Genomic DNA, 22494 nt, shown 5'->3' with positions numbered 1-22494 from the left:
GCGTGAGCGCTCAACTTTGCGAGATAGCTCTGGAAAGGAGGTGATCCAGCCGCACCTTCCGATACGGCTACCTTGTTACGACTTCACCCCAGTCATGAATCCTACCGTGGTGACCGTCCTCCTTGCGGTTAGACTAGCCACTTCTGGTAAAACCCACTCCCATGGTGTGACGGGCGGTGTGTACAAGACCCGGGAACGTATTCACCGCGGCATGCTGATCCGCGATTACTAGCGATTCCAGCTTCATGCACTCGAGTTGCAGAGTGCAATCCGGACTACGATCGGTTTTCTGGGATTAGCTCCCCCTCGCGGGTTGGCAACCCTCTGTTCCGACCATTGTATGACGTGTGAAGCCCTACCCATAAGGGCCATGAGGACTTGACGTCATCCCCACCTTCCTCCGGTTTGTCACCGGCAGTCTCCTTAGAGTGCTCTTGCGTAGCAACTAAGGACAAGGGTTGCGCTCGTTGCGGGACTTAACCCAACATCTCACGACACGAGCTGACGACAGCCATGCAGCACCTGTGTATCGGTTCTCTTTCGAGCACTCCCACCTCTCAGCGGGATTCCGACCATGTCAAGGGTAGGTAAGGTTTTTCGCGTTGCATCGAATTAATCCACATCATCCACCGCTTGTGCGGGTCCCCGTCAATTCCTTTGAGTTTTAATCTTGCGACCGTACTCCCCAGGCGGTCAACTTCACGCGTTAGCTACGTTACTAAGGAAATGAATCCCCAACAACTAGTTGACATCGTTTAGGGCGTGGACTACCAGGGTATCTAATCCTGTTTGCTCCCCACGCTTTCGTGCATGAGCGTCAGTATTGGCCCAGGGGGCTGCCTTCGCCATCGGTATTCCTCCACATCTCTACGCATTTCACTGCTACACGTGGAATTCTACCCCCCTCTGCCATACTCTAGCCTGCCAGTCACCAATGCAGTTCCCAGGTTGAGCCCGGGGATTTCACATCGGTCTTAGCAAACCGCCTGCGCACGCTTTACGCCCAGTAATTCCGATTAACGCTCGCACCCTACGTATTACCGCGGCTGCTGGCACGTAGTTAGCCGGTGCTTATTCTTCCGGTACCGTCATCCCCCGACTGTATTAGAGCCAAGGATTTCTTTCCGGACAAAAGTGCTTTACAACCCGAAGGCCTTCTTCACACACGCGGCATTGCTGGATCAGGCTTTCGCCCATTGTCCAAAATTCCCCACTGCTGCCTCCCGTAGGAGTCTGGGCCGTGTCTCAGTCCCAGTGTGGCTGGTCGTCCTCTCAGACCAGCTACTGATCGTCGCCTTGGTAGGCCTTTACCCCACCAACTAGCTAATCAGCCATCGGCCAACCCTATAGCGCGAGGCCCGAAGGTCCCCCGCTTTCATCCGTAGATCGTATGCGGTATTAATCCGGCTTTCGCCGGGCTATCCCCCACTACAGGACATGTTCCGATGTATTACTCACCCGTTCGCCACTCGCCACCAGGTGCAAGCACCCGTGCTGCCGTTCGACTTGCATGTGTAAGGCATGCCGCCAGCGTTCAATCTGAGCCAGGATCAAACTCTTCAGTTTAAACCTGTTACTGTTTTCGGTTCGGTTAAGAACCGGTCGCTCACTCAAAGCTGACAGGAATATGAATTGCTTCATAAACCTGACTTACTTTAGTGTGAGACTCTTGATACTTTTGCTATCTGATCCGAGGATCAGCTCGCTTCCATCAAGCGCCCACACTTATCGGCTGTTAATTTTTAAAGAGCAATCTGCGAGGAACTTCGTGTTTCTCAGCAGCGCTGCGTTTTCAGCAGCAGAGAAGCGAGATTATGAACCGTGTTTCGCAGTTCGTCAACAACTTTTTTACTGCTTCGTTGCGACTGCGGGGTTCAACTTCGAGTGCTACCAGGGCTCGTTACCACCGCACCCCAACCGCACCGCTTCCCTCTCCCGCGTTGCGTTTCCGTTAGCGCGAAAGAGGCGTGATTCTATGCACCCCGCCCCGTTCGCGCAAGCCCCTTTGTGAAGAAAATTTGAAAAAAAGCCCCCGTGCGCTGACGCGCACGGTGGCTTGGGGCTCGACGGACCGGGTGTCGCTGCCGACCTCCAGGCCGCCGGCAGCGCTTCACTCTATATATAGAAGGGTGTCACTTGCCGCCCACGGCAGCCTGGAGCTGCTCGACCGGTACCGCTTCGGCCATCGCCGTGTAGCCCGCATCGCTCGGGTGAATGCCGTCACCGCTATCGTATCGGCGCTGCAGCACGCTCGGGCGTGCCGGATCGCGCAGCACCGCGTCGAAGTCGACCACACCGTCGAACCCGCCGCCGCTCCGGATCCACCGGTTCACCTCGAGCCGGATCTCCTCGCGCCCGGCCGGCAAACCGGCCGGCGTGAGTGTCGCGCCAAAGACCTTCACCCCCTGGCGGTGTGCCGCCTCGATCAGCCGGCGATAACCGTCGATCAGCGACGCGGTCGTGACCTGCGTATGTGGGTGGTCGCAATCGAGCCCCGCGCGCGGCGGCATCGCCGCGAAATTGATGTCGTTGATCCCGATCAGCACGATCGCCGCCTTCACGCCCGCGCGCGACAGCGCATCGCGCTCGAACCGCGACGCCAGCGACGTGCCGTAGCACGCCGAATCGCTGAGCAGCCGGTTCCCGCTGATACCGAGATTCGCGACGCCGACCGACTCCACGCCCGACGCCGTCAGCCGACGCGCCAGCGCGTCCGGCCAGCGACGGTTCCGGTTCAGGCTCGAGCGCAGCCCGTCGGTGATCGAATCGCCGATCGCCGCCACGCTGGCTCGCGCGGAACCCGCTTCGACGGCCAGCTCGGTCACCCATGCATATTGAGTAAAACGGGTGCGGAACGTGGCGGCGTTCGGATCCCCCACGTGGTCGCCCGGCGCAGAGACATAGTTGAACTGGTTCGACACGCGGTGCCAGACCGTCATCCGCTGGTTCGGTCCCATCTGGAGGCTGATTGCAACCGGCCGCCCGGCCGCCACGTCGATCGCTACCGGATCGCTTTCGAGTTCCTGGCCCGGCGCGAGCGTCACCGACGCCTTTCCGCCGAACCGGACCGGCACCGCCGCGCCGCCTGCGAGCGCGGCACCCTCACCGGCGCGCGCGAGGCTCGCGGCCTCGACGACCAGCGGCGCACGACCGTAGGCATTGCTGACGCGAATCCGCGCGGCCCGCCCCGACACCGTCGGATAGACGATCTGGCGCACGGTCCGCCCGGCCACGTCGGGTGCGCGATAGAGCGGCGGCGGCGCGGCAAGGTCGGGAATCGGCTGCAGCGCGGTTGCCCACGCAGCAACCCACCCGGACGGCGCGGCCGACACTGCGAGCGGCGACACAAAAACGGCCGCACCCAGCACGGCCGCGGCGAAACTGCTTCGAAATGACATCGGCAAAATCCTCATCGGAAAGCGGGCATTGTGCCGCAGAAGATGCGGTGACCACGCACCGGAGCGCGGTCGCGACGCCTGATCGCGCCCCGACGTTTCTCGTTTACCCGCGTCTCGCCGCAAATCCGCAAGAAATTTATTAACCGACCGGTCGGTTGGTTTATACTTCGCAGACATTCAACCGGACGAGAGCCTCGCCATGTACACGCAATCCCTCGACATCCCCGGCAACGTCGCGCCGCTCGACGCCGCAGCCGAGTCGCCCGAGCAGGCGCGGTTCGATGCGGTGATGGCCGCGGACGGCAAGATCGAACCGCAGGACTGGATGCCCGACGCCTATCGCAAGACGCTGGTTCGCCAGATCTCGCAGCACGCGCATTCGGAAGTCGTCGGCATGCTGCCTGAAGGCAACTGGATCTCGCGCGCGCCGAGCCTGAAGCGCAAGGCGATCCTGCTCGCGAAGGTCCAGGACGAAGCCGGTCACGGCCTCTATCTATATAGCGCGGCCGAAACGCTCGGCGTGTCGCGCGATTCGCTGATCGACGCGCTGCATGCCGGCAAGGCGAAATACTCGAGCATCTTCAACTATCCGACGCCGACCTGGGCCGATGTCGGCGTGATCGGCTGGCTCGTCGACGGCGCCGCGATCATGAACCAGATCCCGCTGTGCCGCTGCACGTACGGCCCGTACGCACGCGCGATGATCCGCGTGTGCAAGGAAGAGTCGTTCCACCAGCGCCAGGGTTTCGACGCACTGCTGTCGATGATGAAGGGCAGCGACGCGCAGCGCGCGATGGTCCAGCAGGCCGTGGACCGCTGGTGGTGGCCGGTGCTGATGATGTTCGGCCCGAGCGACGCCGATTCGGTCCACAGCAGCCAGTCCGCGAAATGGGGCATCAAGCGTATCTCGAACGACGACCTGCGGCAGAAATTCGTCGACGCGACGGTCGACCAGGCGAAGGTACTCGGCGTGACGCTGCCCGACCCCGACCTGAAGTGGAACGATGCGCGCGGCCACCACGACTACGGCACGATCGACTGGGACGAATTCTGGCGCGTCGTCAACGGCGACGGCCCGTGCAACAAGGAACGCCTCGCGACCCGCGTGAAAGCGCACGAGGACGGCGCATGGGTGCGCGAAGCCGCGCTCGCGCACGAAGCGAAGCGCCGCGCCCGCGCCGAACAGCACGCCGCCTGAGCGGCAACCATCGAATTCAGGAATCAGGGAATCAGGAGAAAGTGATGAACAAGGAATGGCCGATCTGGGAAGTGTTCGTGCGCAGCAAGCAGGGCCTCGACCACAAGCATTGCGGCAGCCTGCACGCCGCCGACGCGACGATGGCGCTGCGCATGGCGCGCGACGTCTACACGCGCCGCCAGGAAGGCGTGAGCATCTGGGTCGTGCCGTCGTCGGCGATCACCGCATCGGATCCGAACGAGAAGGCCGAACTGTTCGAACCGGCGGGCGACAAGATCTACCGTCACCCGACGTTCTACACGCTGCCCGACGAAGTCAACCACATGTAACGCCCGCGCCATGACGATCACGCCCGAACACCTCTCCTACGTGCTGCGCCTCGCGGACAACGCGCTGATCCTCGGTCAGCGCAATGCCGAATGGTGCGGCCACGGCCCGATCCTCGAAGAAGACATCGCGCTCACCAACATGAGCCTCGATCTCATCGGCCAGGCGCGCATGCTGTATACGCACGCGGCCGAACTCGAGCGCCAGCTCACCGGCGCGACGAAGACCGAGGACGACTACGCGTACTTCCGGACCGAGCGCGAGTTCGCGAACTTCACGCTCGCCGAGCTGCCGCACTACGGCCCGGTCGCCGGCACCGCGCACGCCGACAAGGACTACGCGGTGACGATCGTGCGCAACTTCCTGTACGCGGCGCTGATGCTCCACGTGTGGAGCGCGCTGGAAACGTCGACCGACACGCAGCTTGCCGCGATCGCCGCGAAATCGGTGAAGGAAACCCGCTATCACGTGCAGCACGCGCGCGAGTGGCTCGTTCGGCTCGGTGACGGCACCGACGAGTCGCACCGCCGCGCGCAGGATGCGCTCGACTACCTGGCCCCGTACACGCGCGAATTCTTCGCCGCCGATGCGGTCGACGACGCGATCGCCGCACCGGGCATCGGCCCGGCCCCGGCTTCGATCGAAGCCGCATGGCGCGCGGACGTGGACGATGCGCTCGCGGAAGCGACACTCACGCTGCCGGCGCCGGTGAAGCATGTGACGACCGGCAAGCAGGGCGAGCACTCGGAGCACATGGGCTACCTGCTCGCGGAAATGCAGAGCCTCGCGCGCCAGCATCCCGGCGCGACCTGGTAACCCCGACGCCACGGAGCCCGACGATGTCCGTCCAGACCGCCGCCCACGCCCACGCCACGCCCGCCGCGCGCCGCGACGATCCGCTGCTCGCCCGCGCTTGGGACCTGCTCGAAGCCGTGCCCGATCCCGAGATCCCGGTCGTGTCGATCCGCGAGCTCGGCATCCTGCGCGACGTCCGCCGCGCGGACGACGGCCTGCTCGAGGTCGTGATCACGCCGACCTACTCGGGCTGCCCAGCCATGTCGCAGATCGCCGAGGACATCGCCGCCGCGCTGCAGGGCGCCGATCTCCCGCCGCACCGGATCGAGACGGTGCTCGCACCCGCGTGGACGACCGACTGGATCACGCAGGAAGCGCGCGAGAAGCTGCGCGCGTACGGCATCGCGCCGCCGGTCGGCCAGTGCGGCAGCGCCGCGCCGCGGGAAAACGTCGTGCGTTTCGTGCCGCGGCCGGTCGCGGCACCCGCGTGCCCGCGCTGCGGCTCCGCCCGCACCGAGCGTCTCGCGCAATTCGCGTCCACGGCCTGCAAGGCGCTGTATCGCTGCGTCGACTGCCGCGAACCCTTCGACTACTTCAAACCCTACTGAATATGGCGACCCCGCAATTTCACTCGCTGCGTATCCGCGACGTGCGGCCCGAGACCGCCGACGCCGTCACCGTCTCCTTCGACGTGCCGCCCGAACTGCGCGACGCGTACCGCTTCACGCAGGGCCAGTTCGTCACGCTGAAGACCCACATCGACGGCGAGGAGACGCGCCGCTCGTATTCGATCTGCGTCGGCACGACGGACTACGACCGTGACGGCGAACTGCGCATCGGCATCAAGCGCGTACGCGGTGGCCGCTTCTCGAACTTTGCGTTCGATTCGCTGAAGCCGGGCCACACGATCGACGTGATGACGCCGGACGGCCGCTTCTTCACGCACCTGAACGCCGACCACGGCAAGCAGTACGTCGCGTTTTCCGGCGGCTCGGGGATCACGCCGGTGCTCGCGATCGTGAAGACGACGCTCGAAGTCGAGCCACGCAGCACGTTCACGCTGATCTACGGCAACCGCAGCGTCGACGCGATCATGTTCGCGGAGGAGCTCGAGGACCTGAAGAACCGCTACATGAACCGCTTCGTCCTCTATCACGTGCTGTCGGACGACCAGCAGGACGTCGAGCTGTTCAACGGCGTGCTCGACCAGGCGAAATGCGCGGAATTCCTCGGCACGCTGACGCCGGCCGACGCGATCGACGAGGCATTCATCTGCGGCCCCGCGCCGATGATGGACGCGGCCGAAGCCGCGCTGCAGGGAGCCGGCGTACCGCGGGAGAAGGTGCATGTCGAGCGCTTCGGCACGCCGTTGCCGCAGGCCGGTGCGCCGGTCGTCGACATCACCGACCAGACGCCGGCCGCCGACCTGGAAATCGTGCTCGACGGCAAGAAGCGCAAGCTGCGCCTGCCGTACGAAGGCGTGAGCCTGCTCGACGTCGGCCTGCGCGCGGGCCTCGCGCTGCCGTACGCGTGCAAGGGCGGCGTGTGCTGCACGTGCCGCGCGAAGGTGATCGAGGGCGAAGTGCGGATGGAGAAGAACTACACGCTCGAGGACCACGAAGTGAAGGACGGTTTCGTGCTCACGTGCCAGTGCCACCCGATCAGCGACAAGGTCGTGGTGAGCTACGACGAGCGTTAAGCGACGTCGCGTCGCGGCGCCGGACGGTTTCTCGCCGTCACACATCTCGCTTACACTAGGGGCCGCCGGCCGGCTGGACATCGCAACGTCCGCCCGGCCGGCGGTTTTCTTTTGTTGACGACAGGCCGATGAGTACCATTCATGTGATTCAGGGCGGCACCGCCGCCGCGTCGCTGCGCGAGGCTCTCGCGCAAGCCGGACGCGACGAGCGCGTCGTCGGATTGCTCGACGATCTCGGCGTCGGGCCGCTCAAGGGCGCCGACGAGACGCCCGACACGCGCGCCGCCTTCTGGCAGCGCGTGCTCGGCGACCAGATTCCCGACTGGAACGCGGAAATCGACGACGAATTCGCACGCCTCGACCAACTCGCGATGGACACGGGCCAGGTGGTCGTATGGCACGCGCCGAGCGTCGGCGACAAGCTGCTGCTGCGCCGCGTCGCCTATCACCTGCGCAACGTCCCGCAGCGGCTGAACGAAGTGCGGCTGTCGGCCGCCGACCTCGACGCCGCGCAGCGCGCGTCGCTGTCGCGCACCGACCAGGCGTGCGCGACCGGGATGTTCTCGCCGGCCGAACTCGCGCGGAAACGGCCGATGGCCGCGCCGATCTCGGTGCTGCGCATCGGCCGCCTCGCGCTTGAATGGCAGGAAGCGAAGCACCTGAACGCCGAACTGCGCTACTGGGTCAGCAACACGATCAAGAGCGGCCACTATGCCGACCTCGACACGCTGATCGTCGCGCGCGCGGAATCCGACTGGCTGCCCGCACGGCGCCTCGTCGGCAGCATCATGGCCGACGCCGACCGCGGCGGGCTGTTCGTCAGCGACTCGATCGCCTGGTGGCGCTGCCGCGAACTCGCGGCCGCCGGCCGGCTCGAGCTGCAGGATGACGCGCCTGACGCCCTCTCCTCCACGCAGGTGCGCGCGACCGTCGCGCCCCGCTAATCTTCCGCATTCGACCATGGCCCGTACCCGAGCGCCCGACCACGAATCCCAGCGCGAGCAGATCCTCGATCTGGCCGCCGAGAAGTTCGCGCAGACGAGCTACCCGAGCACGTCGATGTCCGATCTCGCGACCGCGAGCGGCACGTCGAAGGCACGCCTCTATCACTATTACGAGAGCAAGGAAGCGATCCTGTTCGACCTGCTCGACCGCTACACGAAGCGGCTGATGCTGATCATCGCCGAGGTCGAAGCCGCGAGCCAGCGGCGCGGCCTCAGCGAGCGCGACGCGTTCGCCGAGCTCGTGCGCGCGTTCCTCGCGGAATACGAGACGTCGCACAGCCGCCATGTCGCGCTGCTCAACGACGTGAAGTATCTCGAGGACGCGCAGCGGGAAATCGTGCTCGACCGCCAGCGCGACATCGTCGCGGCGTTCGCGCGGCAGCTCGCGCGCGCCTACCCGGACCGCATCTCGAAGGAAAACCAGACTTCCGTGACGATGATGGTGTTCGGGATGATCAACTGGACGTTCACGTGGCTGAAGCCGGGCGGCCGCCTCGGCTACCGCGATTTCGCCGAACAGGTGATCGACCTGATCGAGCACGGGCTGACGCCGACGGCCTGATTGCCGCGCAGCAGCAAACGTTGCGCGACGGGCACACTGCGACAGCCCGCCACGCATTTCATATGATGAATTTTTAATCCGTTAAAAATCAAATAGATAGAAAATTAACTAAGCGGATTTAGAATTCATCCTCCAGCACAAATAAGGTTAAATACGGGTTTTCCCCAATCCGGGGGCTGACGGTCGGGTAAAATGCTGTTGCGTTGCACAACCCGCTGTACGGTCACACTTGAGGAACCCACGATGAACACGCAATTGAACGGCAATGCCGATGTCGTCGGCACCGCCGGTAGTGCGCCGGTTCTCGTCAGGGAACTGGCTTCCAAAGACCGTGAGCAAATGCTCACCCACTTTCTCTCGCTCGACGTAGAGGACCGCCTGCTGCGCTTCGGCCAGATGGTGCCCGACCACGTGATCGAGAACTATGTCCGCACGATGGACTTCGGTCGCGACACCGTGTTCGGCGTGTTCGACCACAACCTCGAACTGATCGGCGTCGGCCACCTGGCCTACCTGCCGGCCGAGGGCGACAAGCGCACGGCCGAATTCGGCGTGTCGGTGCTCGAAAGCGCGCGCGGCCGCGGTGTCGGCTCGAAGCTGTTCGAGCGCGCGGCGATCCGCAGCCGCAACACGCACGTGACGATGCTGTACATGCACTGCCTGTCGCGCAATGCGACGATGATGCACATCGCGAAGAAGTCCGGGATGCGGATCGAGTACGCGTACGGCGAAGCCGATGCGTACCTGTCGTTGCCGCCGGCCGACCACTCGACGATCATCGCCGAGATGCTGCAGGAACAGGCTGCGGTGTTCGACTACGCGCTCAAGCGCCAGGCACACCGCACGACGAAGTTCATCGAATCGCTGATGCCCGCCGCACTGACGGCGTAACGTCGGCCGACCGGGCCGCGCCTGCGGCGCGCCCGGCTCCTCCTTTCCCCGCCCGGCGCACTACCGCACCGATCGAATCGGCAACGCGGTCGTCTCCTTGAAGCATTCGAGCGAAAAGCTCGTCTTCACGTCGATGACCGACGGGTGATGCAGCAAATGCTCCTGCACGAAGCGGGAGAAATGCGCCATGTCCTCGACCTGCACGCGCAGCAGGTAATCCATGTCTCCCGTCATCGCGTGGCACGCGACCACTTCCGGCCAGGTCTGCACGGCTGCGCGAAACAGCTCCGCATGGGTCGCGCCCGCGCGCGCCGACGTCTCGTCGGCCCGGACCGGCGCCAGGCCGCCGCGCTTCTCGAGTCGCACGCTCACGTACGCCAGCAGGTCGAGCCCGAGCTTCTGCGGATTCAGCAGCGCGACATAACCGGTGATCACGCCGATCTCCTCGAGCCGCCGGATCCGCCTCAGGCACGGGCTCGGCGACAGGTTCACGCGCTCGGCGATCTCCTGGTTCGACAGGCGCCCGTTCTCCTGAAGAATCGCGAGAATCCGCCGGTCGATGGCATCCAATTCGGCTTGCGCCATCTTCTGCCCTCCAATGATTGTTTAGAGACTGGAAATTGCGCCATCGTAGGGGCGCGCGATTAACTTCGCAAGTTTCCGCTCGCGGCCGCCCGCTACACTCTGTCGCACGTACCGATTCGTTGCGCACGCCGACGCGTGCGCCGCCTTCGACATCGAACCGGGCCGGGCACGCGCACGTCGATCGCCCCGGCCGATCGCCAAGCACAGGAGACACGCCATGCAGATCCCCAACTGGGACAACCCCGTCGGCACCGACGGCTTCGAATTCATCGAATACACGGCACCGGACCCGAAAGCGCTCGGACAACTGTTCGAACGGATGGGTTTCACCGCGATCGCACGCCACCGCCACAAGGACGTGACGGTGTACCGCCAGGGCGACATCAACTTCATCATCAACGCCGAACCGGATTCGTTCGCGCAACGCTTCGCGCGCCTGCACGGCCCGTCGATCTGCGCGATCGCGTTCCGCGTGCAGGACGCCGCGAAGGCGTACAAGCACGCGCTGGAACTCGGTGCATGGGGCTTCGACAACAAGACGGGCCCGATGGAGCTGAACATCCCGGCGATCAAGGGCATCGGCGATTCGCTGATCTACTTCGTCGACCGCTGGCGCGGCAAGAACGGCGCGCAGCCGGGCGCGATCGGTGACATCAGCATCTACGACGTCGACTTCGAGCCGATCGCCGGCGCGAACCCGAACCCGGTCGGTCACGGCCTCACCTACATCGACCACCTGACGCACAACGTGCACCGCGGCCGCATGCAGGAATGGGCCGAGTTCTACGAACGCCTGTTCAACTTCCGCGAAGTGCGCTACTTCGACATCGAAGGCAAGGTGACGGGCGTGAAGTCGAAGGCGATGACGTCGCCGTGCGGCAAGATCCGCATCCCGATCAACGAGGAAGGCTCGGACACCGCCGGCCAGATCCAGGAATACCTCGACGCGTATCACGGCGAAGGCATCCAGCACATCGCGCTCGGCGCCAGCGATATCTACGGCGCGGTCGATGGCCTGCGCAGCAAGGAAGTGAAGCTGCTCGACACGATCGACACCTATTACGAACTGGTCGACCGCCGCGTGCCGGACCACGGCGAATCGCTGGACGAGCTGAAGAAGCGCAAGATCCTGATCGACGGCGCACGCGACGACCTGCTGCTGCAGATCTTCACCGAGAACCAGATCGGGCCGATCTTCTTCGAGATCATCCAGCGCAAGGGCAACCAGGGTTTCGGCGAAGGCAACTTCAAGGCGCTGTTCGAATCGATCGAACTCGACCAGATCCGCCGCGGCGTCGTGCAGGACAAGGCCTGACGCATCCGGCGCGCGGCGGCCCGGGGCAACCCGGCCGGCTGCGCGATCCGGCGGCACAAAGAAAAAGGGCGGGAATCCGAGGATTCCCGCCCTTTTTTGCGTTCCGGCGCGACCCGCGGGTCGCGCGACCGGATCAACGCGCGTTCGCCTTCGACTCGACGGCGCGCTCGGCCGACGGCTGCGCGTCGGTGTTCTGGGCCGGCACGATCTGACGCATCTGCGCGCCGGCTGCCGCCAGTGCGCTTGCGCCTTGCGCGTGCACCGGGCCGGTCATCGCGAAAAACGCGGCGGACACGACCAGAAAACTCTGGATATGACGTGTGTTCATTGCACCTCCTGTAAAACTGCCGGCGCCTCCCCGATTGCGTCGAAATAAACCCACGCGACCGGGCACCTCCGGCAGGCCGACAAGATTAACGGCATTTGCCCACAGATGGGGCCAGCTTTACATGCATTTACATGATGTAACGCATCATCGTGCCCTGTTTTCCTGGCCCGCCGCCGCCATCCGGCCGGTGGGCGGCGGGTTTGCCCCAGTGCTACCATCGCTTAAAACCGGCCAATATGCCGGCCACTGCCGACGCGTTCAAAAGACGCCGGAGCAGTCGAGTTTTGGTGATCCCAAACTGGGTGGAGGAGACTGTTAATGAATGCCCCGCTAGACGCAGACCAACGCGCGTCGCTAGAAGCCGCGCTGAAGTCCGTCACGCTTGATGACAAATACACACTGGAACGCGGTCGCGCGTACATGAGCGGCATTCAGGCCCTCGTGCGCCTGCCGATGCTCCAGCAGGAACGCGACCGCGCCGCCGGTCTCAATACGGCCGGGTTCATTTCCGGCTATCGCGGTTCGCCCCTCGGCGGCCTCGACCTCTCGCTCTGGAAGGCCAAGCAGCACCTGGCGGCCCACCAGATCGTCTTCCAGCCCGGCCTCAACGAAGATCTCGCCGCCACCGCCGTGTGGGGCTCGCAGCAGGTGAACCTGTACCCCGGCGCGAAGCACGACGGCGTGTTCGGCATGTGGTACGGCAAGGGCCCGGGCGTCGACCGCACGGGCGACGTATTCAAGCACGCGAACTCGGCCGGCTCGTCGCAGCACGGCGGCGTGCTGGTGCTCGCCGGCGACGACCACGCGGCGAAATCGTCGACGCTCGCACATCAGTCCGAGCACATCTTCAAGGCCTGCGGGCTGCCCGTGCTGTTCCCGTCCAACGTGCAGGAATATCTCGATTTCGGCCTGCACGGCTGGGCGATGAGCCGCTACTCGGGCCTGTGGGTCGCGCTCAAGTGCGTGACGGACGTCGTCGAATCGTCGGCGTCGGTCGACATCGACCCGCATCGCACCGAGATCGTGCTGCCGACCGACTTCATCGTCCCGGACGGCGGCCTGAACATCCGCTGGCCCGACCCGCCGCTCGTGCAGGAAGCGCGGCTGCTCGACTACAAGTGGTACGCGGCGCTCGCCTATGTGCGCGCGAACAAGCTCGACCGGATCGAGATCGATTCGCCGAGCGCGCGCTTCGGGATCATGACCGGCGGCAAGGCGTACCTCGACGTGCGCCAGGCGCTGACCGACCTCGGTCTCGACGATGAAACCTGCGCGCGGATCGGCATCCGGCTCTACAAGGTCGGCTGCGTGTGGCCGCTCGAAGCGCAGGGCGCGCAAGCGTTCGCGCGCGGCCTCGACGAAATCCTCGTCGTCGAGGAAAAGCGCCAGATCCTCGAATACGCGATCAAGGAAGAGCTGTACAACTGGCCCGACGGGCAACGGCCGCGCGTGTTCGGCAAGTTCGACGAGAAGGACGGCGCCGGCGGCGAATGGTCGGTGCCGATGGGCAACTGGCTGCTGCCCGCGCACTACGAACTGTCGCCCGCGATCATCGCGAAGGCGATCGCGACGCGCCTCGAGAAGTTCGAGCTGCCGTCCGACGTGCGTGCGCGCATCGCCGCGCGGCTCGCGGTGATCAACGCGAAGGAAATGGCGCTCGCGAAGCCGCACGTGCAGACCGAGCGCAAGCCGTGGTTCTGCTCGGGCTGCCCGCACAACACGTCGACCAACGTGCCGGAAGGCTCGCGCGCGATCGCAGGCATCGGCTGCCACTACATGACCGTGTGGATGGACCGCAGCACGAGCACCTTCAGCCAGATGGGCGGCGAAGGCGTGCCGTGGATCGGCCAGGCGCCGTTCACGGACGAGAAGCACGTGTTCGCGAACCTCGGCGACGGCACCTATTTCCACTCGGGCCTGCTGGCGGTGCGGGCGGCGATCTCGTCGAAGGCGAACATCACCTACAAGATTCTCTACAACGACGCCGTCGCGATGACGGGCGGCCAGCCGGTCGACGGCGTGCTGACGGTGCCGCAGATCACGCACCAGCTCGCGTCCGAAGGCGCGAAGAAGATCGTGATCGTCACCGACGAGCCGGAGAAGTACGACAGCCAGAAGGCGCTGCTCGCGCCGGGCGTGACGATCCATCATCGCGACCAGCTCGACGACGTGCAGCGCGAGCTGCGCGAGATCGAAGGCACGACGATCCTGATCTACGACCAGACCTGCGCGACCGAGAAACGCCGTCGCCGCAAGCGCGGCACGTATCCGGACCCGGCCAAGCGCGTCGTGATCAACGACGCGGTGTGCGAAGGCTGCGGCGACTGCTCGGTGCAGTCGAACTGCCTGTCGGTCGAGCCGCTGGAAACCGAATTCGGCACGAAGCGCCAGATCAACCAGTCGAGCTGCAACAAGGACTTCTCGTGCGTGAAGGGCTTCTGCCCGAGCTTCGTCACGGTCGAGGGCGGCCAGTTGAAGAAGCCGAAGGCGGTTTCGGTCGACGGCAACGCACTGCCGCCGATCCCGGAACCGACGCTGCCGGACATCGACCGGGCCTACGGCGTGCTCGTCACGGGCGTCGGCGGCACGGGCGTCGTCACGATCGGCGCGCTGCTCGGGATGGCCGCGCACCTCGAGAACAAGGGCGTGACCGTGCTCGACGTCACCGGCCTCGCGCAGAAAGGCGGCGCGGTGATGAGCCACGTGCAGATCTCGCATGCGCCGACCGACATCCACGCGACGCGGATCGCGATGGGCGAAGCCGATCTCGTGATCGGCTGCGACGCGATCGTCACGGCCGGCGACGAATGCACATCGCGGATGCGGCACGACACGACGCGCGTGGTCGTCAACAGCGCGCAGACGCCGACCGCCGAGTTCATCAAGAACCCGAACTGGGCATTCCCCGGCCTGTCCGCGGAGAACGACATTCGCGCGGCGGCCGGTGAAGCCGTCGATTTCATCGACGCGAACCGCTTCGCGGTGGCGCTGCTCGGCGACGCGATCTACACGAACCCGTTCGTGCTCGGTTACGCGTGGCAGAAAGGCTGGCTGCCGCTCACGCTCGCATCGCTCGAACGCGCGATCGAACTGAACGCCGTGTCGGTCGACAAGAACCGCGCCGCATTCGACTGGGGCCGCCGCGCCGCGTACGACCTTGCCAGCGTGAAGCAGGCCGCGGCCGGCGATGCACGCCCCGCGCAAGGCGCCACGGTGATCGCGCTGCACACGAAGAAGGCGGTCGACGCATTGATCGCTAAGCGCGTGGAATTTCTCACCGCGTACCAGAACGCCGCGTACGCATCGCGCTATGCGGCGTTCGTCGACAAGGTGCGCGCAGCCGAGCGCGCGCTGGCGGACGGCGACACGATGCAGGAGCAACTGACCGAGGCGGTCGCGCGCAACCTGTTCAAGCTGATGGCGTACAAGGACGAATACGAAGTCGCGCGGCTGCAGTCCGATCCCGCGTTCCTCGCACGCCTGTCCGCGCAGTTCGAAGGCGACTGGAAGCTGAAATTCCACCTCGCGCCGCCGCTGTTCGCGAAGACGGACGCCCATGGCCATCTCGTGAAGAAGGCGTACGGCCCGTGGATGATGTCGGCGTTCCGGCTGCTCGCGAAGGCGAAGTTCCTGCGCGGCACGGGGCTCGACCCGTTCGGCCGCACCGAGGAACGCCGCACCGAGCGCGCGCTGATCGGCGAGTACGAAGCGCTGATCGACGAAGTGACAGCCAAGCTGAACGCGGCCAACCGCCCGCTCGCGCTCGAACTCGCGGCGCTGCCGGACGGCATTCGCGGCTACGGCCACGTGAAGGAGAACAACCTGCGCGCGGTACGCCAGAAGTGGGACACGCTGCTCGCGAAGTGGCGTTCGCCGACGGGCAGCCAGTCGCACCAGCAGGTCGCGTAACGGCACGCGACGGGCGTTCGCGGTACGGACGCCCGCCCGCGCCGCCGGCGCTTCGCGATAAAAAAACGCCACGGAGCGCAAGCTTCGTGGCGTTTTTCATTGCGCCGCGCGTGACGCGCGGCACACGCGGGCGCGAACTTACTTCGTGTTCACGTTCGCGGCGGCAACGGCCGTCATGTTGATGATCCGGCGCACGGTCGCGGCCGGCGTCAGGATGTGGGCCGGCTTCGCGGCGCCGAGCAGGAACGGGCCGACCGTCACGCCTTCGCCGCCGACCATCTTCAGCAGGTTGTACGCGATGTTCGCGGCTTCGACGTTCGGCATGATCAGCAGGTTCGCTTCGCCCGACAGCGTCGTGCCCGGGAATGCCTGCTTGCGGATCATTTCCGACAGCGCGGCGTCACCGTGCATTTCGCCGTCGACTTCCAGGTTCGGCGCACGTTCGACGATCAGCTTGCGGGCCTCGGCCATCCGGCGCGACGACGCCGACGGCGCGCTGCCGAAGTTCGAGTTCGACAGCAGCGCGGCCTTCGGCGCGATGCCGAAGCGCTCGATCTCGGCCGCGGCCTGGATCGTCATGTCGGCGAGCTGTTCGGCGCTCGGCAGCTCGTTCACGTACGTGTCGCACACGAACAGGTTGCGGCCCGGCAGCATCAGCAGGTTCATCGCCGCGAAGTGCTCGGCGCCCTTCGCGCGACCCAGCACCTGCTCGATGAACTTCAGGTGGCTGTGGAACGTGTCGATCATCCCGCAGATCATCCCGTCCGCGTCGCCCAGGTGCACGAGCATCGCGCCGATCAGCGTGTTGAACTTGCGCAGCGCGGCCTTCGCGACTTCCGGCGTCACGCCATCGCGCGCGGCGATGTCGTGGTAGGCCTGCCAGTAGCGGTGGTAGCGCGTGTCGTCTTCCGGATTGACGATTTCGAAATCGACACCGGCCTTCAGCTTCGAGCCGATCTTCTGCAGGCGCATTTCGACGACCGACGGACGGCCGACGATGATCGGCTGCGCGATCTTTTCCTGCAGCACGAACTGCGCGGCGCGCAGCACGCGCTCGTCCTCGCCCTCGGCGAACACGATGCGGGCCTGCTTCTTCTTCGCGGTCGCGAACACCGGGCGCATCACCATGCCGGTGCGGTAGACGGTCGCGCCGAGCTGCTCGCGGTACGCGTCCATGTCCTGGATCGGACGCGTGGCGACGCCCGAATCCATCGCGGCCTGCGCGACGGCCGGCGCGATCTTGATGATCAGGCGCGGGTCGAACGGCTTCGGAATCAGGTAATCCGGCCCGAATTCGAGCGAGTGACCTTCATACGCCTTCGCGACTTCCTCGCTCTGGTCGGTTTCCTGCGCCAGCTCGGCGATCGCGCGCACGCAGGCGAGCTTCATTTCTTCCGTGATCGTCGTCGCGCCGACGTCGAGCGCGCCGCGGAAGATGAACGGGAAGCACAGTACGTTGTTGACCTGGTTCGGGTAGTCCGAACGGCCGGTCGCGACGATCGCGTCCGGGCGCACGGCCTTCGCGTCTTCCGGGCGGATTTCCGGTTCCGGGTTCGCGAGCGCCAGGATCAACGGCCGGTCGCCCATCGTCTTGACCATGTCCTGCTTCAGCACGCCCGCGCTCGAGCAGCCGAGGAACACGTCGGCGCCGACGATCGCATCGGCGAGCGTGCGCGCGTCGGTCGTGGCCGCATAACGCTGCTTCGACGGATCGAGATTGCCGCGCCCTTCGTAGATCACGCCCTTCGAATCAGCGACGAGGATGTTCGACTTCGTCAGGCCGAGGTTCACCAGCAGGTCCAGACACGCGATCGCCGCGGCGCCGGCGCCCGAGCACACGAGCTTCACTTCGGACAGCTGCTTGCCGACGACCTTCAGGCCGTTCAGGATCGCGGCCGACGCGATGATCGCGGTGCCGTGCTGGTCATCGTGGAAGACGGGGATCTTCATGCGCTCGCGCAGCTTCTGCTCGATGTAGAAGCATTCCGGCGCCTTGATGTCCTCGAGGTTGATGCCGCCGAGCGTCGGCTCGAGCATCGCGATCGCCTCGACGAGCTTGTCGGGGTCGGACTCCGACAGTTCGATGTCGAACACGTCGATGCCCGCGAATTTCTTGAAGAGGCAGCCCTTGCCTTCCATCACCGGCTTCGCGGCGAGCGGGCCGATGTTGCCGAGACCGAGCACGGCCGTGCCGTTCGTGATCACGCCGACGAGGTTGCCGCGCGACGTGTACTTCTGCGCGTCGAGCGGATCGGCGTGGATCGCCTCGCACGCGGCGGCGACGCCCGGCGAATACGCGAGCGACAGATCGAGCTGGTTCGACAGCGGCTTGGTCGGGGTGACCGAAATCTTGCCGGGTTTCGGGTTCAGGTGATAAGCGAGAGCGGCCTGCTTCAGTTGTTCGTCCATGATTGACCTGCGAGAGACATGCGAAATTTTGACGGTTCAGTTCACAGCACCTTCGGCCGCGTCTGCTTGAATCGAGGGGATGGTCGACTGCGAGACGGCACGCGACGCGCCGGATCGGCACGCCATCGAACCTTGGCGGGTGGCAAGAGGAAAGTACAAAGTACTGAACGATTTCTAAGGGTCGCCTAGTGTACACCCCGCGCATGACACGCGTTGGTGCAGCGCCGCATCCCCGAGATCGGCTTGCGAGCGGTCCGCCCCCGTTTGTTTCGCCGGTGGTGAGCGGCGCGGCGAACCCGCGCGAATTCCGCCGAAAACCGGCCTGAATCGGGTAAAATGTCGGGCTACGCGCGCAGCGATGCGATTGGTTCTCCGATCGCGCCCCGGCCCTCCGGGCAGGTTCCCCTTGCTGCGCCACCGGGCCCGCGCCCGCTCCTCGCTCAACACCCAAGGAATGCCCATGACAGGCTACGATCGTCAGTCGATCTCGGATACGACCGCCAAAATGCTGCTCGAAGTGCAGGCGGTGCACTTCAACGCCGAAAAACCCTTCGTCTTCACGTCGGGCTGGGCAAGCCCCGTCTATATCGACTGCCGCAAGCTGATCTCGTATCCGCGCGTGCGCCGCGGCCTGATGGAAATGGCGGAAACGACGATCCTGCGCGACATCGGTTTCGAGCAGATCGACGCGGTGGCGGGCGGCGAAACGGCCGGCATCCCGTTCGCGGCATGGATCGCGGATCGGATGATGGTGCCGATGCAGTACGTGCGCAAGAAGCCGAAGGGTTTCGGCCGCAACGCGCAGATCGAAGGCCATCTGGAAGAAGGCTCGCGCGTGCTGCTGGTGGAAGACCTGACGACCGACAGCCGCAGCAAGATCAACTTCATCAACGCGCTGCGCACCGCGGGCGCGACGGTGAACCACTGCTTCGTGCTGTTCCACTACAACATCTTCAAGGAAAGCGTGTCGGTCCTGAAGGACATCGACGTCGACCTGCACGCGCTGGCGACGTGGTGGGACGTGCTGCGCGTCGCGAAGGCCTCGGGCTACTTCGAGACGAAGACGCTCGACGAAGTCGAGAAGTTCCTGCACGCACCGGCCGAGTGGTCGGCCGCGCACGGCGGCGCGACGGGCGCCCAGGAGTGACGCCGCGCCGGCTCGCATGCCGGCGCCCTGGCTGAAAAAGCCGCCTGCTTCGTCGCAGGCGGCTTTTTTTCGTCCATCGTCCCGCGCGAGAACCGGTCGCGACCACGGGTCGCGGTGTGCATCGCTCATCGAACCCTAATGCTAGACTTGATCCATCGCCGCCATCAGCTGCTCGGGCAACGCACAACGCCAACAACGCCGGGAGCATCAGCCCGGCCCACGTGACGGGAGAAGCGCCATATGCGTGTGGATCGCCGGATCACCCCGCCTGCGCCATCGGGTCGCCCGTCTCCATTCATCCTCTCCGCCCTCCTGTGCGCCGCCGTCTTCGCGGCGCTGCCCGCGCATGCGGAAGGCCCGTTCACCTTGACGAGCGACGACCTGGCACCCGGCGGACACGTCCGCGCCGCGAACGTGTTCGACCGCGGCGACTGCAAGGGCGGCAACCACTCGCCGCAGCTCACCTGGCACAACCCGCCGCCCGGCACGCGCGGCTACGCGGTCACGATCTTCGACCCCGACGCGCCCGGACACGGCTGGTGGCACTGGGCCGTGGCGGGCATCCCCGCGACGGTCACGAGCCTGCCCGCCGACGCGAGCGCGTCCGGCTTCCTGCGACGCATCGGCGCGAGCGAGGCCCGCAACGACTTCGGGATCGACGGTTATGGCGGCCCGTGCCCGCCGCCCGGCAAGCCGCACCGCTACGTGATCACCGTCTACGCGCTGAAGGGCACCGACCTGCGCGTCGCGCAGGGCCGCCCCGCGCCGATGTTCGAGCACGAGATCGGCACGCTCGCGATCGGCACCGCGCAATTCACGGTCAGCTACGGGCAGTAACGGGCGCCGTGCCCCGCCACGTCGCGATTGCCGGCCATCGGGAATTTCCGTGCATGGCACGCGCGCGTTTTTCCCGTCATTTCAGCTTGCTAGACTCGTGGTCACCGGTCGCGGCGCCTCGCCGCGCATCCGTCGCGCCGCCCACCGGCGACGCATAACCCGGCAGGCCGCCGCGGCCGCCGACCCCGTTCCTTTCCGGAGAACGCTTCATGTCGAACATCGTCATCGTCTATCACAGCGGCTACGGTCACACGCAGAAACTGGCCGAGGCCGTGCACACCGGCGCGCAGGACGCCGGCGCGACCGTGCGCCTGATCGCCGTCGGCGACCTCGACGACGCAGGCTGGGCCGCACTCGACGCGGCCGATGCGATCGTCTTCGGCGCGCCGACCTACATGGGCGGCCCGTCCGCGCAGTTCAAGCAGTTTGCCGACGCAACGTCGAAAGCGTGGTTCACGCAGAAGTGGAAAGACAAGATCGCCGCGGGCTTCACGAACTCCGCGACGATGAACGGCGACAAGTTCTCGACGATTCAATATTTCGTCACGCTGTCGATGCAGCATGGGATGGTGTGGGTCGGCACGAGCCTGATGCCGGCCAACTCGAAGGCGGCCACGCGCAACGACATCAACTACCTCGGCGGCTCCACGGGCCTGCTCGCGCAGTCGCCGGCGGATTCGACGCCCGACGAGGGTCCGCTGCCGGGTGACCTCGAGACCGGGAAGGCGTTCGGCCGGCGCATCGCCGAAGCGACGGCCCGCTGGGTTGCCGGCGGCCGCTGAGCACGCCCCTGACGCCCTCGCGCCCGCGCCGGCGGGCGTCAAAGGGACACAAGACGGCCCGCCGGCCGTCTTTTTTTCGCCCCGCGCGGTGCAGGCCCGCCGGATGACGTCTTAAAATGGCGGTTTCAGGGCGCGGCCCCTCCGTTTCATTCAGTGAGAGCGAAATGAGCACCAAAGTTTTTGTCGACGGCCAGGAAGGCACGACCGGCCTCAAGATCTTCGAATACCTGTCGGCACGCAGCGACATCGAGATCCTGCGCATCGATGAAGCGAAGCGCAAGGACGTCGACGAGCGCCGCCGCCTGATCAACGCGTCGGACGTCACGTTCCTGTGCCTGCCGGACGTCGCATCGCGCGAATCGGCCTCGCTGGTCGAGAACCCGAACACGACGCTGATCGACGCGAGCACCGCGTTCCGCACCAGCGCCGACTGGGCCTACGGCCTGCCCGAACTGACCCGCGCGCAGCGCGAGAAGATCCGCACGTCGAAGCGCATCGCGGTGCCGGGCTGCCATGCATCGGCCTTCGTGCTCGCGATGCGTCCGCTCGTCGATGCGGGCATCGTCGCGCCGACGTTCGCCGCGCACAGCTACTCGATCACCGGCTACAGCGGCGGCGGCAAGTCGATGATCGCCGAATACGAAAGCGCCGCGCCGGGCGGCAAGCTCGCGAGCCCGCGCCCGTATGCGCTCGGCCTCACGCACAAGCACCTGCCGGAAATGGCCGCGCACACGGGCCTCGCGAACCCGCCGATCTTCACGCCGATCGTCGGCCCGTTCCTGAAGGGCCTCGCGGTGACGACCTACTTCACGGCCGAACAGCTCGCGAAGCGCGCGACGCCGCAGGACGTGCAGCGCGTGTTCGCCGAGTACTACGCGGACGAAGCGTTCGTGCGCGTCGCGCCGTTCAACGCGGACGCGAACCTCGACGGCGGTTTCTTCGACGTGCAGGCGAACAACGACACGAACCGCGTCGACCTGTTCGTGTTCGGCAACGAAGAGCGCTTCGTCACGGTCGCGCGCCTCGACAACCTCGGCAAGGGCGCGTCGGGCGCCGCGATCCAGTGCATGAACCTCAACATCGGCGCAGCCGAGGACGCGGGCCTCAAGCGCTGATCATCATCTCATGCGATGCAAAGCCGGCCGCTGGCCGGCTTTTTATTTACTCGTATCAGGCAATAAATAAAATCCGGTTCGCGTATTTACAATTATTTACAAGCTTTCCATTGCGCGATTACCAGTGAATTAAGCCCACCCCTCTTTCTCCAGTCAATCCCGAATAGGGATAAACCGGATACCGTCGCTTTAA

Annotated in this window: 18 protein-coding genes and 1 rRNA gene; 14 read left to right on the top strand and 5 right to left on the bottom strand. The window is 65.3% G+C overall.

Translation table 11 applies throughout. From position 1 onward, the window contains the following. Nucleotides 1-33: 33 nt before the first annotated feature. Both ACN22W_RS01590 and ACN22W_RS01585 read right to left on the bottom strand, forming a co-directional pair. A 16S ribosomal RNA gene (locus ACN22W_RS01590) occupies nt 34-1566 on the bottom strand. Nucleotides 1567-2132: 566 nt separating this feature from the next. Then, on the bottom strand, nt 2133-3398 hold the full coding sequence (locus ACN22W_RS01585) for an SGNH/GDSL hydrolase family protein (protein ID WP_419685895.1): 1266 nt from the start codon (nt 3396-3398) through the stop codon (nt 2133-2135). A gap of 199 nt (nt 3399-3597) precedes the next feature. On the opposite strand from ACN22W_RS01585, the gene paaA reads away from it, so the two are divergent. The 8 genes from paaA to ACN22W_RS01545 all read left to right on the top strand — a co-directional run bounded on the left by paaA (nt 3598) and on the right by ACN22W_RS01545 (nt 9874). Beyond that, nucleotides 3598-4596 carry a 1,2-phenylacetyl-CoA epoxidase subunit PaaA gene (gene paaA / locus ACN22W_RS01580; RefSeq protein ID WP_419685894.1) on the top strand — a complete coding sequence of 333 codons (999 nt, stop codon included), beginning with the start codon at nt 3598-3600 and terminating at the stop codon, nt 4594-4596. A gap of 44 nt (nt 4597-4640) precedes the next feature. Continuing rightward, complete coding sequence (gene paaB, locus ACN22W_RS01575; RefSeq protein WP_034188015.1) at nt 4641-4925, top strand: 1,2-phenylacetyl-CoA epoxidase subunit PaaB; 285 nt, start codon at nt 4641-4643, stop codon at nt 4923-4925. A 10-nt stretch (nt 4926-4935) separates the two neighbouring features. Next, on the top strand, nt 4936-5739 hold the full coding sequence (paaC, locus tag ACN22W_RS01570) for a 1,2-phenylacetyl-CoA epoxidase subunit PaaC (RefSeq protein WP_048248177.1): 804 nt from the start codon (nt 4936-4938) through the stop codon (nt 5737-5739). 23 nt (nt 5740-5762) lie between these two features. Continuing rightward, complete coding sequence (paaD, locus tag ACN22W_RS01565) at nt 5763-6326, top strand: 1,2-phenylacetyl-CoA epoxidase subunit PaaD (protein ID WP_129513507.1); 564 nt, start codon at nt 5763-5765, stop codon at nt 6324-6326. A gap of 2 nt (nt 6327-6328) precedes the next feature. After that, a complete protein-coding gene (paaE, locus tag ACN22W_RS01560) occupies nt 6329-7417 on the top strand; it encodes a 1,2-phenylacetyl-CoA epoxidase subunit PaaE (RefSeq protein WP_419685892.1) in 1089 nt (362 codons plus the stop codon). A 128-nt stretch (nt 7418-7545) separates the two neighbouring features. Beyond that, nucleotides 7546-8361 carry a DUF1835 domain-containing protein gene (locus ACN22W_RS01555; RefSeq protein WP_419685891.1) on the top strand — a complete coding sequence of 272 codons (816 nt, stop codon included), beginning with the start codon at nt 7546-7548 and terminating at the stop codon, nt 8359-8361. 16 nt (nt 8362-8377) lie between these two features. After that, nucleotides 8378-8983 (top strand): TetR/AcrR family transcriptional regulator, encoded by a 606-nt coding sequence (locus ACN22W_RS01550; protein ID WP_419685890.1) that lies wholly within the window; start codon nt 8378-8380, stop codon nt 8981-8983. A gap of 243 nt (nt 8984-9226) precedes the next feature. Beyond that, entirely contained in the window at nt 9227-9874 is a 648-nt protein-coding gene (locus ACN22W_RS01545; RefSeq protein ID WP_129513502.1) for a GNAT family N-acetyltransferase, read from the top strand. A gap of 60 nt (nt 9875-9934) precedes the next feature. Here ACN22W_RS01545 and ACN22W_RS01540 read toward each other — a convergent pair whose 3' ends face one another. Next, a complete protein-coding gene (locus tag ACN22W_RS01540; protein ID WP_011350656.1) occupies nt 9935-10459 on the bottom strand; it encodes an Lrp/AsnC family transcriptional regulator in 525 nt (174 codons plus the stop codon). A 217-nt stretch (nt 10460-10676) separates the two neighbouring features. Between ACN22W_RS01540 and hppD the strand changes: the two genes are divergently transcribed. Next, a complete protein-coding gene (gene hppD, locus ACN22W_RS01535; protein WP_048248172.1) occupies nt 10677-11774 on the top strand; it encodes a 4-hydroxyphenylpyruvate dioxygenase in 1098 nt (365 codons plus the stop codon). Nucleotides 11775-11907: 133 nt separating this feature from the next. Here hppD and ACN22W_RS01530 read toward each other — a convergent pair whose 3' ends face one another. Continuing rightward, the gene (locus tag ACN22W_RS01530) at nt 11908-12102 is read right to left on the bottom strand and encodes a hypothetical protein (protein ID WP_048248171.1); all 195 of its coding nucleotides are present in this window, start codon (nt 12100-12102) and stop codon (nt 11908-11910) included. A 318-nt stretch (nt 12103-12420) separates the two neighbouring features. Between ACN22W_RS01530 and ACN22W_RS01525 the strand changes: the two genes are divergently transcribed. Next, nucleotides 12421-16011: an indolepyruvate ferredoxin oxidoreductase family protein gene (locus ACN22W_RS01525; protein ID WP_419685889.1), complete on the top strand. Its 3591-nt coding sequence runs from the start codon at nt 12421-12423 to the stop codon at nt 16009-16011. Between the two features lie 138 nt (nt 16012-16149). Here ACN22W_RS01525 and ACN22W_RS01520 read toward each other — a convergent pair whose 3' ends face one another. Beyond that, nucleotides 16150-18420 carry an NADP-dependent malic enzyme gene (locus ACN22W_RS01520; protein ID WP_129513499.1) on the bottom strand — a complete coding sequence of 757 codons (2271 nt, stop codon included), beginning with the start codon at nt 18418-18420 and terminating at the stop codon, nt 16150-16152. 460 nt (nt 18421-18880) lie between these two features. Here ACN22W_RS01520 and ACN22W_RS01515 point away from each other — a divergent pair, with 460 nt between their 5' ends. From ACN22W_RS01515 to argC, 4 genes are all read left to right on the top strand, one after another. Beyond that, a complete protein-coding gene (locus tag ACN22W_RS01515) occupies nt 18881-19567 on the top strand; it encodes an orotate phosphoribosyltransferase (protein ID WP_048248168.1) in 687 nt (228 codons plus the stop codon). A gap of 240 nt (nt 19568-19807) precedes the next feature. Then, complete coding sequence (locus ACN22W_RS01510) at nt 19808-20404, top strand: YbhB/YbcL family Raf kinase inhibitor-like protein (RefSeq protein WP_419685887.1); 597 nt, start codon at nt 19808-19810, stop codon at nt 20402-20404. A gap of 209 nt (nt 20405-20613) precedes the next feature. Next, the gene (locus ACN22W_RS01505) at nt 20614-21186 is read left to right on the top strand and encodes a flavodoxin family protein (protein WP_048248166.1); all 573 of its coding nucleotides are present in this window, start codon (nt 20614-20616) and stop codon (nt 21184-21186) included. Between the two features lie 164 nt (nt 21187-21350). Continuing rightward, nucleotides 21351-22301, top strand: coding sequence for an N-acetyl-gamma-glutamyl-phosphate reductase (gene argC, locus ACN22W_RS01500; RefSeq protein WP_419685885.1), 951 nt, complete (start codon nt 21351-21353; stop codon nt 22299-22301). Nucleotides 22302-22494: the final 193 nt, after the last annotated feature.

The organism is Burkholderia theae (assembly GCF_048565265.1).
Classification (GTDB): domain Bacteria; phylum Pseudomonadota; class Gammaproteobacteria; order Burkholderiales; family Burkholderiaceae; genus Burkholderia; species Burkholderia theae.
The sequence above is the reverse complement of the archived record's forward strand: the minus strand, read 5'-3'. Positions and strand labels throughout refer to the sequence as shown.